Annotated in this window: 11 protein-coding genes; 2 read left to right on the top strand and 9 right to left on the bottom strand. The window is 57.0% G+C overall.

Annotated features, from left to right (window positions below):
• Nucleotides 1–4 precede the first annotated feature (4 nt).
• The 5 genes from ACOTTU_RS06090 to ACOTTU_RS06110 all read right to left on the bottom strand — a co-directional run bounded on the left by ACOTTU_RS06090 (nucleotide 5) and on the right by ACOTTU_RS06110 (nucleotide 9,672).
• A complete protein-coding gene (locus tag ACOTTU_RS06090) occupies nucleotides 5–1,213 on the bottom strand; it encodes a carbohydrate ABC transporter permease (protein WP_298917826.1) in 1,209 nt (402 codons plus the stop codon).
• A gap of 2 nt (nucleotides 1,214–1,215) precedes the next feature.
• A complete protein-coding gene (locus ACOTTU_RS06095) occupies nucleotides 1,216–2,460 on the bottom strand; it encodes a carbohydrate ABC transporter permease (RefSeq protein WP_425656622.1) in 1,245 nt (414 codons plus the stop codon).
• A 70-nt stretch (nucleotides 2,461–2,530) separates the two neighbouring features.
• The gene (locus ACOTTU_RS06100) at nucleotides 2,531–3,883 is read right to left on the bottom strand and encodes an ABC transporter substrate-binding protein (protein WP_298917063.1); all 1,353 of its coding nucleotides are present in this window, start codon (nucleotides 3,881–3,883) and stop codon (nucleotides 2,531–2,533) included.
• A 35-nt stretch (nucleotides 3,884–3,918) separates the two neighbouring features.
• Nucleotides 3,919–5,019: a LacI family DNA-binding transcriptional regulator gene (locus tag ACOTTU_RS06105; protein ID WP_298917065.1), complete on the bottom strand. Its 1,101-nt coding sequence runs from the start codon at nucleotides 5,017–5,019 to the stop codon at nucleotides 3,919–3,921.
• Between the two features lie 255 nt (nucleotides 5,020–5,274).
• On the bottom strand, nucleotides 5,275–9,672 hold the full coding sequence (locus ACOTTU_RS06110; RefSeq protein ID WP_425656624.1) for a hypothetical protein: 4,398 nt from the start codon (nucleotides 9,670–9,672) through the stop codon (nucleotides 5,275–5,277).
• 235 nt (nucleotides 9,673–9,907) lie between these two features.
• On the opposite strand from ACOTTU_RS06110, the gene ACOTTU_RS06115 reads away from it, so the two are divergent.
• Nucleotides 9,908–10,486: an RNA polymerase sigma factor gene (locus ACOTTU_RS06115; protein WP_425656625.1), complete on the top strand. Its 579-nt coding sequence runs from the start codon at nucleotides 9,908–9,910 to the stop codon at nucleotides 10,484–10,486.
• Entirely contained in the window at nucleotides 10,479–12,404 is a 1,926-nt protein-coding gene (locus ACOTTU_RS06120; RefSeq protein ID WP_425656627.1) for a vWA domain-containing protein, read from the top strand. The genes ACOTTU_RS06115 and ACOTTU_RS06120 overlap by 8 nt, the downstream gene beginning before the upstream one ends.
• 325 nt (nucleotides 12,405–12,729) lie before the next feature.
• Here the strand turns inward: ACOTTU_RS06120 and ACOTTU_RS06125 are convergent, their stop codons facing one another.
• Genes ACOTTU_RS06125 through ACOTTU_RS06140 form a run of 4 tightly spaced genes read right to left on the bottom strand, consistent with a single transcriptional unit; the run spans nucleotide 12,730 to nucleotide 16,472 of the window.
• Nucleotides 12,730–14,184, bottom strand: coding sequence for an ATP-binding protein (locus ACOTTU_RS06125; RefSeq protein WP_425656629.1), 1,455 nt, complete (start codon nucleotides 14,182–14,184; stop codon nucleotides 12,730–12,732).
• 10 nt (nucleotides 14,185–14,194) lie between these two features.
• A complete protein-coding gene (locus ACOTTU_RS06130) occupies nucleotides 14,195–15,232 on the bottom strand; it encodes an adenylate/guanylate cyclase domain-containing protein (RefSeq protein ID WP_425656631.1) in 1,038 nt (345 codons plus the stop codon).
• Complete coding sequence (locus ACOTTU_RS06135; RefSeq protein ID WP_298917077.1) at nucleotides 15,222–15,593, bottom strand: group I truncated hemoglobin; 372 nt, start codon at nucleotides 15,591–15,593, stop codon at nucleotides 15,222–15,224. Before ACOTTU_RS06135 ends, ACOTTU_RS06130 begins: the two co-directional genes overlap by 11 nt.
• 33 nt (nucleotides 15,594–15,626) lie before the next feature.
• Nucleotides 15,627–16,472, bottom strand: a complete 846-nt coding sequence (locus tag ACOTTU_RS06140) for an alpha/beta fold hydrolase (protein WP_425656633.1) — start codon at nucleotides 16,470–16,472, stop codon at nucleotides 15,627–15,629.
• Nucleotides 16,473–16,655 lie beyond the last annotated feature (183 nt).

A 16,655-nucleotide genomic window follows, 5' to 3' on the forward strand; every position in this document is an offset into this window, starting at 1 on the left:
TTTCCTATCCTTTGACGCTGCCGGCCGTGAGACCTTTGGTCATGAACCGTTCCAGCCCGAGGAAAAGCGCCATGATCGGCACGGTGGCGATCACGGAGCCTGCCATCAGGTGTTGGCGGGGGATTTCTGATGAGTTGAGAGAGGCGATGCCCCGCGTCAGCGTGAACTTCGAGGGATCATCCAATAACATGAAAGCGAGCAGGAACTCGTTCCAGGCGATCATGAAAACATAAAGCGACACCGACGCCATCGCGGGCAGCGACAGGGGCAGGGTAATCTTCCAGATCACCATCAGTCGCGACAGGCCATCCATCAGCCCGGCCTCTTCGACCTCTGCCGGCAAGCCGCGGAAATATCCCTGCAACATGTAAAGCGCGACCGGGATCGTGGTGACCGGGTAGATCATGATGATCCCCCCCAGCGAATTGCGCAGACCGGTCATCGAAAAGGCGATGTAGATGGGCAGTGCCAAAACGATCATCGGGACCATATAGATCAGCAGGATCGAGCGTGAGAAAGCGGCGCGCCCCCTGAACCGCAGCCGCGCCACCGCATAGGCCCCCGGCACTGCAAAGAGCAGCGTAATGGCAACGGTGAGGACCGAAATCAGGAAGGAGTTCAGCAGGTAAACGCCGAAATCGAACTGCGTGAAAAGCTCGTCGTAAGAGCGCAGAAGTTCGGTCCCCTTCGAGAAATCAATGGAGAAATCCAGCGGATTCTGAATGAGTTCCGCCTGATTCTTCAGACTGGTAAGCACCATGACATAGAAGGGGATCAACACGATTGCCGTGAAAAAGATATAGCCGAAACCGGTGCAGAACCTGATCACCGCGCCCTCGAAGATGTGCCGGTTGATCGGGCCTAGCTCGACCTCGTCCAGCATGATCCGCAATCCAAGGGCTGCAAATCCGGACGTCGCCACAGCTCCCAAAAGAGCGGAGAAAACCGAGACACCTGATCCAATCACGATGGGGCCGAAGCCTGCTAGGGTAACCCCTGCAATCAGGATCGCGGCAGACGCGGGTTTCCAAAAGGGGCCGGGCAGACAGGCAAAGCCCAGTAGAACCCCCCAAACTAGCGCCCCTACCCCAGAAGGGCGGAACGCAGCGCCGGTTGCGAAGCTCATTGCGACGGCGACCGTTGTGGCAACGACGAATACCCACAGGACGCCCAGTAACGGGGCCGTAATATATCCACGGCGCAATAAGTCCATCATCACAAACCCTCCTCTTGGCTGATGAAGCGGAAGAAAAAGAAGCTGAAGGCGAGCAGACATCCAAAGATGACTACTGCCACGGCTGCACCCGCACCAATGTTGGAAATTGCAAAGGCCTGCTCATAGACGTTCACGGTCAGCGTTCTTGTACCCGCGTTCCCACCCGTCAGCAGGAAAATGTCGTCGAATTTGTTGAACGTCCAGATGAAGCGCAGCAAGAACAGAACGGACAGGATGCCCAGAAGCTGCGGCACGCTGAGATACCAGAATTTCTGGAACGGGGAGGCGCCATCCATATCCGCCGCTTCGTACATATCCGTATCGATGGATTGCATGCGTGCGAGAATGAACAGGAAGGAAAGCGGGAAGTAGCGCCATATCTCGAAGATAGTGACCATGATCAGGGCCAGAGGGCGTTCGCCAAAGAAGTTGATGGCTTGATCGGTTACGCCCATCTGGATTAGGAGCGCGTTGGCACTGCCCGAAAAAGGATCAAAAAGAAGAATCCAGGCGAAGGCCACGGCGATGATCGGCGAGACATAGGGAAAGAGATAGAGCCCTCTGAGAATGCCTTGCCCTTTGAAGGACTTGTTCAGCAGCAAGGCGGCAAAGAGACCAAAGAGTAATGCGCCAATGGTGCCGAAAACGGTATAAAACAGTGTGACCCAGAGAACTGACCAGAACTCGTCGCCGTCGAAGACACGGGCGAAGTTGTCCAATGTGAATGTTGCGTTGGTCAGCACGTTGGAAGCTTTGCCTTGGGTTATGGCCGGGCTGTCTTTCGGTCCTTCGCCGTTGTCGAGATAGGCCTGCTCAATCGTGACGGGGATCATCAGGTTTTCGCGATAGCCTGGCTCCCAATCACCCAGATCGCAGGAAAGGTCGCGGCCTTCGAGGGTGCAGCGCGGGTCGAGTTCAGTAACGGTCAGTCCCGCGGGCACCCTGTCTGTGAAGGAGACGTCAAGAATGGGTTGTTCCTGTGAGGAGTTGCGCAAGCGATACCTGATGTTCGCCTGATCGCCGACGGCTTCGTCGTCGCCGCGGATGTCTTCGCGTAAGACAACCTCTGGCGGGCGCAGATCAGCAAGCGACACCGGCTTGAAACTGATCCAGAAGATTGCCAGCAGGGGCAGGACGACCACGAGGGCCACGGCGATGATCGTGGGCGCAAGCAGACCCCATGCCAGACGTGCTTCAATACGTGCCAGCGGGCCCGTGCCCTTTGGGGGGACGGCTTCGGTCATGGCTCTCATGCTCCGATGATGCGAATGAGGGGACGGGGCGACAGGGATCGCCCCGCAGGATCGTTATGGTTTAATTGACGCCAGCGATGGCCTTGTTGAGTTCCGCTACGGTCGCTGCCGCATCGCGTTCGCCGTCGATGAATTCACGCACAAAGCGATTGATCACCTGGCTGTTGATGATCTTGGAAGCCACCGCCAGTTGACCGTCGGAAACGCCCCAACGTTGCGCTACATCCAGACCTCCGACGATTTCATCAATCATCGCCTGCTCGTAGAGATCACCCAAGGGGGCTTTGCGATCGACGCCCACATCAAGTCCCGCCCACAAGGTGCTGAATTTCGAGGGATCTTCCTCGGTGCCGCGCCGTACGGGAAATTTACCTTCCGGTGCAATGGAAAGCGTCTGACCGTATCCTTCGTTCATCGAAAACTGGACAAACTCCATGGCCGCATCGGTTTCCGCATCTGAGGTAATGCCAAAGTAACGGACGTCGCCCCAGGCTGCGCCATCGGGATTGGACGGTCCGGCAAAGTTGGTCACGATCCCGGTGGCAGCGGCCAGATCACGCGACTGCGGATCGTCGTTGATCGTAGGGGGTGCGCTGTCACGTAGGCCAGCCAGTTCGTCGAGAATGAAGGGCGACCAGATGATCATTGCCGCGTTGCCCGAGAAATACAGCGTGCGGGATTGATCCCAATAGAGGTCTCCCGGCGGCGAGGCTTCGGAGATTGCTTTGTAGAACTCCAGAACCTCGACTGTTTTGGCCTCATCAAGAGGCTGCACGCCATCGGGCCCGACGGGAGAAACGCCGTTTGCCAGAAATACGTGCTCAAGCACCTGGCTCATGAAGTTCTCGTCAATCTTGGTGGCGGCCACAAATCCGTACATTTCTGGTGGATTATGAAGCTTTTCGACTGCCGCCAGCACATTGGCATATGTCGTGGGCGGTGCGAGGCCGTTTTCTTCAAACTTATCCGCGCGGTAAACAAGCATCTGGGTCCAGCCATCGACCGGTACGGAAGCAAATCCGTCACTGGTGGCTGCCATTGCAAGTGCGCCCGGCGCGAAGGTTTTTTCACCGAGATCTTCGATCACATCGGTTGCCGCATCGGTGTCGAGAATTCCGGCGTCCGCCCAGGGCAAAGCGTATTGCAATGGATGATAAATCACATCGGGCAAATCACCCGCGGCAAAGGCCGCTGTGGCACGCGTTCCCAGGTCGCTTTCGGTGACCGGAATAACTTCCACCGTGTGGCCGGATGCGGCTGCGAAATCGGCGGCCATCTGTTCTTGCCGCTCCAACCTTTCGGGCTGCTCCTCCGTGGTCCAGAACCGCAGGTTCTCGGCATTTGCGGCGAACGTGGACAAGATCAGGGCCATTGCAGCCCCCGATAAGATCTCCGCTTTTCTGTTCAGTTTCATGATGTCCTCCCTTGGGTATTTCAGATCTTTGGATGTCAGCTTGCGCTGGAAACCCTTTGCGCAAGTTCGATGGAATTGAGACATGGCGGGCCGGATGAACCCCGATCCAGAAACGTTGCCTTGACCGTTTCACGCAGGACTTCGGGATCTTCTCCCTTGATGCGGCGTATCAGCAATGCGCTCAATCGCTGCCCGGATTCTGTGAAGTCGACGGCGTAGGTTGAAAGCGGCGGTGCCGCATGTGCGCCTTCCGGAATGCCGTCATAAGATATCACCGACAGGTCTTTTCCGACCTCAAGCCCGCACTCCGAGGCCGCTGTGTAGACGCCCAGAGCGGCCTTATCGACCGCACAGACAATTGCGGTCGGTGGATTTGAGGTGCGCAGGATTTCCCTTGCGTGGGCTGCTCCGGTGGATTGCGTCACGGCACCTTCGCGCATGTGGGCGACCGCTGGTTTCAGACCCGCAGCCTGCATTCCGTTGAGGTAGCCGTCGCGGCGCAACGCACCGTAGGTGTACTGCATTCCGCCATTTATAAATCCGATGCGTCGATGTCCGAGTTTCGCCAGGTGGGTGACAGCGTCGAACATGGCGTCTTCCCCAAGAACATCGAACCAGGCGCAATCGGCGGGGTTTGGACTGCGCCCAAAAAGCACAAAAGGAACACCCGCATTGCGCAGCAACGTCACGCGCGGATCGACAACCATCGTCCGCGGCAGGATGAAACCGTCCGCCTTGCGGTTGCGGATCATGTCGTTGAAGACCGCCTCGGTCGGGTTGGTTTCATTGGAAGCCGCGATGGTCAGTGTCCAGCCTTCGGCACTCGCTCCCTGGCTCAGACCGGCGAGAAATTCCGCAAGGAAAGGACGGTGCGCATCATGGTCCGTCATCTGGATGATCAGGCCCAGAGATTTGGTCAAACCGGTGCGAATGGCCTGGGCATGGCTCAGCGGATGATAGCCCATTTTCTCCGCCATTCGTCGCACGCGCAAGCGCGTGCCTTCGGAGATGTCAGGGTAGTCATTCATCGCGCGTGAGACCGTAGACTTGGTCAAGCCGAGCGCCTCAGAGACGTCCGAAATCGTGACGCGCAGAGGTTGAGTATGACCTGCAGTGGATTTGATTTGAACCGTCACGCGATTCCTCCCTTGAGAATCAGCGTGATCTCCGAAACCGGTTTCGGCAAGGGATTTTCTGTAATCCGAATGCACCCGTGCCGGTTTCACCCGCAGTTTGGCGCATCGAATGTGGTTTTGCGCCATCACCCGGCATCCGAATTCGCATCTGATTGTCAGAGGTTTTCAGATTGCTATCAGCACTCGAAACGATCACGCAACTGCCCGAGCGCAACGGGGCTACGCTCGGATCTGAGGGCAGGCGGTTTTGTAGTCTCAGGGCATCAGGGAAATCTGATCAATGCTCAAGGTTTCCATACCATCTTCCTGCCATTTTGCCGTGATCGTGGCTTGTCCTGAAGGCGAGGAGGGAGGCGTGTAAATGACTTGCACGATCCCGTCCGGGCCGGAAATCGCTTCGCTCAGGTTTAGAGTTCCCGACCCGTCAAGCTCAAAATGGACACGTGCGCTTGTTTTGTAGTGCCGGCCTCTGGCCAATTGATACTGCATGATCACATCCTCCCCATTGGCAGCGGAGGGGGAAAGCTCGAAGGTCGGCGTATCGGTTGCCGTGTTCCAGCCGCCCAGCGACAGCAAAGTCAGCCCGCCTTTCACGACAACTTCGGTCGTGTCTGTGACCAATCCGCCACCCGCAAGGCTCGCGAAAACCGTCAGTACAAGATTGTTCAGATCGCCGGTTTGCCAGGCTGTTGCCTTGCCAACAAATGATCCGAATTCGATCTCGGCGGCAAAGGGCGTATTTTCGGTTGTCTGGCCCTTCAGCACCGTCGCGTTTGCCATCTCGAAGGACCTTATTTCAACGTCGAATGAATGGCCCCTTTCAAGCGTGCCATCGGCGCGCACCAACGCGGCACCGACTGAAACAGTGATTTTGTTCTGCGGGAAGATGCCATCCTGGGGGACAGGGATGGGGTCGATCTTCAGCGCGATGTTGAGATCCGAAATGTCAAACTCCGGGTCAAGGCCCAACTGGACCGCTTCGGCATAGTCTTTTGAGATGATTTCCAGATCGGTAATGATCGTGGAGCTGTCTTTGAGTTTTTCGTTCAGCTCAGACAGGTTGCCGTCGTAGGCTTTGGTCAGGCGCTGGCGCGCGAGGCTGTAACGCGATGACAGCTCATCATTGCCCTCAAGTCCAAGCTGGGACACGGTCCCGTACCAGGTAACGAACTCGCGCGCCGCATCATTGGTCTTCGGCCCAGGGTCTTCGATGGCTTGCCCGATGCGTAACCCGACTGCCTGGTCAAACCATTTGCGCAGCTCAGCGATGACTTTTTCGCGATCGTAGCTGGCTCCGTTCTCGTCGAGCTCGTTGCCGATGGTTTCCAGAACCTTGCGCCCGAGGGGGCTGATTTCACCTGGCTCGAAATCCGGCGGGGTGTCTTCGTCGTCTTCGGAAGGATCAGACGGGTCGCCTTCGGGCGGGTTTGACCCGGAGGGCGGTGGGAATGGCTGAACCGGAGGAGGCGTACCCGAGCCCCCGCCCGTACCACCACCGGGCGGTGGTCCATCGGGGTTGTCATCGGATTCCGTCAGCGTCGGGCCACCGCTGTCCCCTGTGTCGCCCGAGATGGGAATACCCTCGCCGTCGCCTGTCGCATCAGCTGTCTTGGCGCCAACTTCCGGGTCTTCGTTCTTGGCGCCTTCTTTGATGGCGTCGACCACAGCCTTGGTCGAGGCGGCCTTCTCGGTCGGGTTCTTGGGGGGATCTGCCACTTGACGCATGGACTGGCTGTGCAATTGCTGCGCCAGTTTTGCCGCCGCTTCCCCGATCTGCACCGAAGCCTTCAGCGCCTGTTCAGCCGCGTCACCGGTGAGCTTCGCCGAGGCTTTCCCCATTTCACCCGCAAGATCATTCAGGCTGGACATGGTGGAGACCAGCTGATCCGATTTGGACATATCGCGGAACATGTTGCCATCGCGTACCGCACCAAGGATGTTCTGAAGCCCGGTTGCCGCCTGAAATGCCGGTGCGGATGATTGTTGCAAATGGGGGGCCTGAACATTCGGATCAAGGCTGCCGGGGGTTTGGTAGGGAGCCTGCAGGGACAACGGGCTGATTTCCGGTGCGTGATGCGGAATGGGGCTGTCCTGCCAGTTCCAATAGCGATCCGGCACGACATATTCGGCCCCATTCGCTCGACCCAGGATAGACTCGGCAAAGACACCGGATGAGGGCAGGTAGACCAATCCCGCCTTCCCGGATGCATCGCGATCATCGGCGAACTTCTTGGCCACTATGGCGTGATATTTTATCAGGGTGCCGAGGCTCACGAGCTTGTCCGCGCCGTATTTTGCGACAAGATCCTTGAAGCGGGCCAAAAGATCGCTTTCACGACTGATGTCCTGTTTCAGCCAGAGCACAATGGCACCGTCGGTGAAACCCAGGGGCCGCGTGTCTGCAATCTCGTGCAGTGGTATTTTCGCGCCATCGCCAGCGTCCGACAGGATTTCAATGGCATCCAGCAAACGGGTGATGGCGGGACCGGCGGCCAGCGAGAATACCTGACGCGTAAAGGCATAACGATGCCGGTTCAGATGATCTATGATCTGGGCGCGCCATTCCTCGCGCAAGGCCACGGAATCTTCATAGGCTTGCTGGGCTGTGGCATTGTCAGTCTCGATCTGCGTGATTTCTGCCTGGGCTTCAGCAAAACTGTTCCACTGGTCGCGAAGATCGGAAACCGGATCGAATTCAAACTGCCCCGAAAAGAGGTTGTCCTGTCGTGCAAGAGCTTGTGTCGGCAAGGAAATATTGGCGTGAGTTTCGAGGAAGCTGGGCCCGCTGATCATCAGATTGTCGATCTTGACCTTGCCGTTCACCGTGACACCGGTTTCCAGCCCGGTCAGTTTTTCGAACATGTTGCCCGCCACATCGGTCATTGAATCGCGATGCGTCAGCTGAACAAATATCCCCCGCAGGTCTCCGCTGATGTTTCCGTCCGGTATACCGAACGTCATATCGATACGGCGCCCGCTGAACACGAGGTTGGCAACCAGCTGAGCCAGATCGCTGATGTCTTTGAGCCCTTTGCGCTGACCGTCCTGTGTTTCCAGATAGACCTCGACCAGTGAGAAGAGAGAGGCAAGCTGCGTGGGATCATTGATCAGAAGCTCTCCGAGCGTGAGGGGGAAATCCAGTGTCACCGTGATTTTTGCATTGCTGACTTTGAGGTCCGACAGTTTGGGTGCCGGGGCATTCGGCAGGTCGGGAACGGATGCGGGAACCGGTTCCTTCAGGGGGGGCGCGAGATAAAGCGCATCGCCCCAATCCAGCATATCGCCGTCGAAACTGACCCGCAGGGACGTCCAGTAGAGGTCTGTGGCGACATCGTCAAAAAGGATCGGCGCGAAAGGCAGCATCAGGAAGGGACGTGTCTCGAAAGGGCTGGTGTGGACCAGATAGCGCTGCAAGACCTCAAAATAGGTCACGTTGAGCGCGTGCATGTGATTGTAGTTGGTCACATTGGAGGATGTCAGGTTCTGGCTTTCGGATTGTTCATCAGTGACCACGACCGCAGAGCGCAATGACCGGACGAAACTGGCCTGCTGGGCCGTGCTTTGCTGGATGCGCTGACTGGTCTCGCCCATCACGTCCCGCTCTCCAGCACTTTCGGATTCGATCACGCCAAGGGCTGTGGCCCCCGAAAAAATCAAGCTACCTGCCGCAACACCGGCACCGGCACCAACTGCCGCGCCGATGGCAGTGCCACCGCCGGGCTCAACGGCTGTTCCGATCAGACCGCCAGCAATTCCGCCGACAGCTGCACCGGCCATCACAAAAGAACCAGCGGTGACCATGGACCCAGCCATTGCCGAGGTTCTGCCGAATTGCTGTTCCTCAGCGACGGCTTGGGCGACTTCATCGAGCGCGCGGTGGTGCTGTTCGCGGTTGCGCAGTTTCTCGCCCGCTTGTGTCGCCTCATTGCGCGCGGCCTGACTGCGGCGGGTCCAATCGACCACCGCGACATTGCGGCTTTCTCCGGGCGCCATGCTTAAAGTGTGCAGAACCTCTCCCAGTGCTGTGCCAAGCGCGTGCCAGGATTGATCGTATCCGACCATGTACCCAAGCCGCAAAACAGGGCAGGGCAGCCTGTCAGAGGTGATCAGCGTATTGGCCAGGGGGCCGGGGCTCATTTTTCCGCGCGCGGAAGGCACAACAAGATCCGAGGGCAGGCAATCGATATCGACTTTTAACCGCAGGTCTCGCAAGTCGCGGTCCACGACCCAACTGGTAAAGCGTTTGTTGACGTGACCCCCTCCGGCCATTTCCGGCAAAAGCTCCGCCGGTGCGGATGGAGGTTCGGAAAACCCGTTTGCCGGGAACGCGCTGTCGAGAAGATCGCTCAGGGCATCTGGCAGTCCCGCAAGATCAGCCAGAGTCAGAATGCCTGCATCTTTGAGTGTTTCGGCGTCGCGATCTGATATGCCGTGCAGAACCTCAATAGGAAAATCGGATGGGTGCCGGGCTGCTGCGGTAGCTGCCCGTTTGGCGTCAATGAAAGGTGATAATGCTTCGGACGAACTGGCACCCTCTCGGGACAGCCTTACGACAGACCGGGCGGCGACAATCGGTTGATAGTTCAGCAAACCCCGCGCCGAGCGCAGGCCGAGACGCTCAAGAAGGGATGCATAGGGCATCGAAATCGACATGACAAAATCCAATTCTTGAATTGCTTCAACCAATGGTTACGAGGACGTTAACATAAAAGTGAACATCGCGCATATATGTGGTGGCGCGGCCGGATAGCGTAGCGAATGTGCCCTTTATTTCGCCCCTTTAACCGCAATTTCAGGGTAAATTGGTCGGGTTTTTTTGAGAGGAGTTGTGGCAGGGTCGGTCAAAATTTGCGGAACCACCAAAAAAAATATCTACTCTGCCCAAGGAATGGCTGATCCCGCGCGTCTAAAGGGAGACATGCGATTGGAAGTATCAGATGGGGACTTGGCGCGCCAAGCTGCCGCCGGTGATCGGGCGGCCTTTGCGGCGCTGCTCAATCGCCACTACGATCTGATATTTCGGGTTGCTTTTCGATTTTCCGGACATCGTCAGGATGCCGAAGATCTGACGCAGGAAATCTGCCTCCAATTGGCGCAAAAGATCAGCGGCTGGGAGGGGCAGGCCAAGTTGACGACATGGCTTTACCGCGTGATCGTCAACGCCTGCCATGACCGACGGCGCCGTGATGCGACCTACTCCCGGGCGGCGGCCGGTTGGGGCGAAGTCGAACTCTCTGCGCGACAGGCCGCATCCGAGCAAGCGGAAGCGCAGGATTGGCTGGGCGCTGCGCTGGCCGAAATGCCTCCGACGTTGAGAGATACAGCGGCGCTGACCGTGGGCGAAGACCTGACACATGCGCAGGCAGGTGAGATACTGGGTGTCTCCGAAGGCACAATTTCCTGGCGTATGGCGGAAGTTAAAAAGCATCTGCGCGCAATGGCACAGAAAGAGATGACCGATGGATGACGACCTTAAACGCTTCCGGCAAGCCATGGATCAGACCACACCTGAACCTTCAGCGAAAAGGCGGGCAGAAAACCTTGATGCGGCGCTAAAAAAATTTGATCTTAGCCAAGGATTGGAAGATCCGGCGCGTCTTACTCAGGACCGTGCACCTCAGGCACGGGGATTTCTGAGAGGACTGAAGAAAATGATCACCGGATTTAAAAACCCAATCTCACTGGCGGCCACATCATCACTGGCCGTGGCATCGGTCGCTGCTTTTGTGGTGTTGCCAAATGTAAACTGGAACCCTGCGCCTCCATTACCCACTCCGGTTTCGGATTTTCAGGGTCGGGCCTTGGAGAGTGATGTCGCTGACCTGGCTGTGACGCAGGAGCTGGAGGCCGCTCCAGTGGCAACCCCGCTTCCAAGTCGGGAGGAGGCCGCAACGGCACGTATCAAAAGGGCACCTGTCTTACAGCAGAGCCAACCCCAGCACACCGAAAGCATAGGCGCGGGGGCTGCCTATCCAGAAGCAGATACCGAAGCCTATTCAAACGACGGTGCCAACCGCGTTGTCGCAACTTCTGAAAACAGCGTTTCGACCTTTTCGATTGATGTGGACACCGCATCCTACAGCCTCATTCGATCATCTTTGACAAATGGCCATGTTCCCCCTGCTGATGCAGTCCGCGTTGAGGAGATGATCAACTATTTCCCCTATGATTATGCGCCACCGGTTGGGGAGAATGTGCCCTTTTCGACATCGGTTGCGGTTTTTGAAACCCCCTGGAACAGCGGCACGCAACTCATGCGGATCGGATTGCAGGGGACAATGCCGCTGACCGAGGATCGCCCGCCGCTGAACCTCGTATTCCTGATAGATACATCCGGCTCGATGGAGGCTGCCAATAAACTGCCCTTGCTGATCCAGGCCTTCGGGTTGATGTTGCGCTCACTGGACCCGCTTGATGAGGTTGCCATCGTGACCTATGCGGGATCAGCCGGTGAAGTTCTGGCACCAACGCCCGCGGGTGAGCGGGACAAGATCATGGCGGCGCTGCAGAATCTGTCCGCAGGCGGCAGTACTGCCGGTCAGGCCGGATTGCAGCAGGCCTATGCGGTCGCCGAGAAAATGACACAGGATGGAGAGGTAAATCGCGTGATCCTGGCCACGGATGGCGATTTCAACGTGGGCATTTCTGATCCTGAAGCGCTCAAGGAATTTATTGCTGAAAAAAGCAGGACGGAGACTTATTTGTCGGTGTTGGGGTTTGGGCGCGGCAATCTTGATGACCGGGTCATGCAGACGCTGGCGCAGAACGGCAACGGCCATGCCGCCTACATCGACACGCTTGCGGAAGCGCAGAAAGTTCTGAACGATCAACTGTCGGGCGCGCTGTTTCCTATCGCTAATGATGTCAAGGTTCAGGTCGAGTTCAATCCGGCCATGATCTCTGAATACCGATTGATTGGGTATGAAACCCGGATTCTGGACCGCGCTGACTTCAACAATGACGCTGTGGATGCAGGTGAGGTCGGGGCAGGCCATCAGGTGACCGCAGTTTACGAAATCACACCGGTGGGCTCGCCTGCCACGCTCAATGATCCGCTGCGTTACAGCGCTGAAACGCCAGTTGAAAACCCCAACCGGGATGAGATTGCCTTCGTCAAGCTGCGCTACAAGGTGCCGGGTGAGGCCGAAAGCCGTCTTCTGGAGATGCCTGTAGCGCCGAGCCTTGCCACGCCGGATCAGGACGGGCGTTTTGCCGCCGCGATTGCCGGATTTGGCCAATTGTTGAGAGGGTCTTCGCATATGGGTGACTGGGGCTATCAGGAGGCGATTGATCTCGCCAATGGTGCCAAAGGTAATGACCCCTTTGGATACCGCGCCGAGGCGGTCACGTTGATGCGGTTGGCGAAGACTCTGACTGAGAATTGAAAATCCAGATGGCGCTTACCGGGCATTAACTGAAAGCGCCATCACTTTCCAACATCGAGTGCGGGGCCGGATCAGCCTGAAACTTGAAAAGGCCGGGTTCTTGGTTGAGCCCGGCCCGCGCGCGTTTCTCAGTGAGGCCAGCCGCACCGGATGAGCGCTGCCTTAGACCCAATGAAATTGATTTTTGCTGGCTAAGCTGATCAGAACCATGAACCCAAATTCGCAATTGGGGTATCACTGCCTTGAGCCGCTCGCGCCACAATGCATCAGAATTCCTCGGTCTGATGAAGCAGTTTTCCGACCGGGTCTGGCTTAAGCAGGCCGGCTACCGCCGAATGGCCTGCGGCAAGGTTACGTTGAACATTGCGCCCGGTTGCGTCTTCGCAATCAGCTCAATTGTGCCGCCGTGCGCAGAAACCACACGGTGGCAAAAGGCCAGTCCGACGCCGGTTCCTTTGCCTACATCTTTCGTGGTGAAAAGCGGATCAAAGATGCGGGTGACGTTTTGTTCCTTTACACCCGGTCCGTTGTCTTCGGTGATCAGGGTTATGTTGCCGGTTGCGGTATCCGCACGCGCGGTCACGACAATCTTGTCCCCGATACCGCTGTCGCGAATAGCATGGAGCGCGTTTGTCAGCAAATTGATCATCACCTGCGAAATCTGCAATTCGTCCACCATGAGATCAGGCAGATATTCCGGCAGATCGACGCGGATATCGACGGGGCTTTCGAGCGTCAGGGTTCCGACGGCATCCAGCGCAGTCTGGATGATCACCTCAACCGCAGTTGGTTTGGGATGTAGCGGCTCTTGTCGCGCCATGGCCAGAAACGAACGCACAATCTTTACACAGCGATCTGCGGCGCCCCCCATCTTGTCGATACGCTTGGTATGCGGCGTTCCGTCAAGGTCCTCTTTCAACATCTCGGTATTGCCCACGATGATCGATAGGGGGTTGTTCAATTCATGCGCCACCCCCGCAAGCAACTCACCCAAAGCTGACATTTTCTCAGCCTGGAAGACTTGCGTGCGCTTTTGTGCCAGCTCCGCCTGAACCGCCAGTATACTTGTAAGGTCCTCCATGTTGGACACGATCACATCTTCGCCGCGATATTCGATCAGGCGGGCGGAAATACTGGCGGGAAATTCCGACCCATCGCTGCGAATGCCGGTCACCCGCATGTCGTCCACACGCGCATCAGGCAGCAGTTCCGTGATGAAATCGGCACGTTCCGCGCGCTTTGCAAAATGTGAGAAACTGCTCTTGGCCGCCCCCAAAAGCGCTGTTGCGGCAGGGGATCGATAGATGATCTGACCATCACCGATCCGCGACATTGTCAGACAGGCAGGGCAGGCCTCCAACACTTTGCTGAGCAGGATTTCGACCTCGCTCTCGGTATCATCATGCCCCTTGTCTTCAACCCTCTCAGTCTGAACAAGAATGAACCCGCCGTTTGAAGTTGCCTGCAACCGGATGACGAAAGACAGGCCGGGTCCGGCGGGCGCGATGACCTGATGACCATCATCGAGAGTTCCCAGCAGGTCGGCTTCGATAATGGCCAGGCGTTTGCAGACGTCTTTGGGAAAACAGCCCCTGTTCTCGGCCTCTCGCAAAAGTATGTCCCATGGTGTGCCGTCCTGCAGCAGATCACCCAGCTTTGGGTTCATCGCCCGGAAAGCCGCATTGGCGGTCAGCAAATATGCCTCTGCATCGAAAAGAGCGACACCTTCATGCAGCCCTGCAAGGGTCTCAGCAAAAAGAGGTGTCAATTGCGTCGTCATCTGACGGTGATCAGCCCGTGGCCGGGGCGGCAGCGCATTGCTCGCTTACGCAGACGGTCGCCACCCCGTTTATGTCTGGGCAGTTCGTTGTCTCGAACGTCTCGTCAAGAAGCGAGGAGATTGAGGCTTCACCAAGGATGGAGGCAGGTTGGGCGGCTTGCCGCAGTGCCAGAGCACGTGACACGGCCGGGCCGAACACGTCATAGATATAGCGTTGCACCCCGACCACCGAGCCGATCACATTGCCAGTGGCAATGCCGATCCGTGGTTGCCATTTGATTGGATGGCTTTCATTGCGTTGCTTAAGATAGCGCAGAAAACGCACCGCCGCATTGGCCACCGCTGTGACATGTTGCGGTTCGGGGTCCGGTACACCCGAAACCGATATATAGCTGTCGCCATGGGTGCGGATGCGCTGGCAGCCGAATTGCTCGCCAATCCGGTCAAGGGCGCTGTAGATGTCATTCAATTCGCTGACAATGACACCCGGTTCGTGTTTGGCAATCAAGGGATCGAAACCGACGAAATCAAGAGCCAGAACCGAAACCGGTTCAAACACGCGCGGTGCCACGATGCCAAAGGATTTGTATTCTTCGTAGGCAGAGCGCGGCATCATATCGAGCAGCAGCTTCTCAACCTGATCTTTCTCCCGTTTGATCTCGCGGGTATTACGTTCGACCATGACCGAATAACTGTCGATCATGGATTCAAGCTCCTTGATGCGCGTGATATTCTGGCAGACCAGCACGGCAATCGGCCCGCCAGTATCAACCGTGCGATTGAATTCCATTGCGACCGTCATGGTCCGTCTGCGCAGCTTGAAGGACGCTTCAGTGGTGTGCTGACCGGTCGATTTCAGACCTTCGTGCAGTGCTGTGATGTCGAGCGCTGGAAACAGGTCAACCAGTTGAGACGCGTTATCTTGTGGCCCAAACCACTCTGCAAACGTGTCATTACGAAACCCAAGTGTCATTTTTTCCAGATCGACGAGGGCGACGCCAACGCCAATGGCGCGCAGGAGCTGTTCGTTGATGGCTTCAATCGACATTTTCAACCCTCACCAGCAAGGGGCGGCGCTGCTCGAAAGCCTGCAAGACGCGGCCAATATCGTCTGGCTCGATATTGAAATCGGCGAGTGTTTCGCTGACCAAGGCTTTCAGCTGGTCAAAATGCGCGTCACTGATGACCATATGTCGATGGGCGCGCTGTATGTGATCGTCGGAAAATGATGCAGGGCCCCCAAGCAGGGATGAAATGAATTTGGTTTGGTGATCCATCAGTCTGGGCATGTCGACATCGTCGAAAAACGGGCCCACGGTGTCGTCGTCCAGCAGCCGGTCATAGAGCGACATGACAATGCGGCTGATGGCTGAAAAACCACCGTATTTGTCGAAAAGGGATTGTTCCACAATGGTCACCTTGGTGTTTCTGCGCGGCCAATATCAGGCCGCGCGCTTATATTTCTGACATTCACAACTGGTTTTGGCAAGAAATGCACTGACCAGAGGGTTCACTGTTTCAGGGTGCGTGATTGGCACCATATGGCCCGCACCGGCTACAATCTCGTGCTGCGTCTGCGCGATGAGATCAGACAAAGCCGTGGTTACTTCATGAATTTCCGGTGGCGATTGATCCCCCGAGATGCACAAGACTGGGCAGGTCACACGGGCCGCTTCGGCGGCCAAAAACCGGTCAGATACCAAAGCCACGAAGTCATTGTGAATCTTGGGCACACATTTGGTCATTGTCGCGCGACGATCCGGATCGGTCCTTTCCCAGAACCCCGGCCCGTTCCAGAAGTCCATGAAAACCTGCATGGCTCGCGCAGGATCACCCCCCTGGAGCGCATTGCGTGACACGCGGACCGCTTGATTGAAACCTTCGGTCTTCGGCGTTGAAATGCCCGACATGTTCCAAACCAGATTGAACGCAGCAGGTTCAATCAGGGTGAGGCTGAGCACCATTTCGGGAACGAGACTTGCGATCTTCAACGCAACGGCACCTCCGAAAGAATGCCCGACCAGATGAACGGGCGTGTGGCACCGACCCAGACCGTCGATGACATCGTGCGCGATCTGCTCCAACGTCCGGGGTGAGTGGACTGGCAGGGTGTCGGCACCGTAACCGGGCAGAACGGGCGTCATGACCTCGAAATCTGCCTCCAGCTCAGCGACGAGACGACGCCATTGTGATGGCGCACTCGCCGAGCCATGCAGCGCAATAACTGTCGTTCTTGCACTGGCGACAGGTGTCGGAACGGAAGCGGTTGGGGCAAACAGGAGCGTCATCTCTTCATCCTTCTCGTCTCTTCGAATGATCCGGTTCTAATTGCCTCGTTTTTCAGCCGGATGTCTGTTGCGCGCTCTTCATGTTTCAAGTGTTTCAACTTCGTTTTGAAAAAACCTGGCTGCTGTATCTAATTGTTCGGAAATGAGAAATCCCGCCGAAAAGGGCGGGATCGAAAATTGCGG

This window comes from Roseobacter sp. EG26, from assembly GCF_049830555.1.
Classification (GTDB): Bacteria; Pseudomonadota; Alphaproteobacteria; order Rhodobacterales; family Rhodobacteraceae; genus Roseobacter.

What these genes read in the sequence shown, in the direction of transcription:
- ACOTTU_RS06125 (WP_425656629.1), bottom strand. Translation starts at nt 14,184, where the DNA reads ATGACGACGCAATTGACACCTCTTTTTGCTGAGACCCTTGCAGGGCTG.
- ACOTTU_RS06090 (WP_298917826.1), bottom strand. Translation starts at nt 1,213, where the DNA reads ATGGACTTATTGCGCCGTGGATATATTACGGCCCCGTTACTGGGCGTC.
- ACOTTU_RS06115 (WP_425656625.1), top strand. Translation starts at nt 9,908, where the DNA reads ATGGCTGATCCCGCGCGTCTAAAGGGAGACATGCGATTGGAAGTATCA.
- ACOTTU_RS06140 (WP_425656633.1), bottom strand. Translation starts at nt 16,472, where the DNA reads ATGACGCTCCTGTTTGCCCCAACCGCTTCCGTTCCGACACCTGTCGCC.
- ACOTTU_RS06095 (WP_425656622.1), bottom strand. Translation starts at nt 2,460, where the DNA reads ATGACCGAAGCCGTCCCCCCAAAGGGCACGGGCCCGCTGGCACGTATT.
- ACOTTU_RS06130 (WP_425656631.1), bottom strand. Translation starts at nt 15,232, where the DNA reads ATGTCGATTGAAGCCATCAACGAACAGCTCCTGCGCGCCATTGGCGTT.
- ACOTTU_RS06110 (WP_425656624.1), bottom strand. Translation starts at nt 9,672, where the DNA reads ATGTCGATTTCGATGCCCTATGCATCCCTTCTTGAGCGTCTCGGCCTG.
- ACOTTU_RS06120 (WP_425656627.1), top strand. Translation starts at nt 10,479, where the DNA reads ATGGATGACGACCTTAAACGCTTCCGGCAAGCCATGGATCAGACCACA.
- ACOTTU_RS06100 (WP_298917063.1), bottom strand. Translation starts at nt 3,883, where the DNA reads ATGAAACTGAACAGAAAAGCGGAGATCTTATCGGGGGCTGCAATGGCC.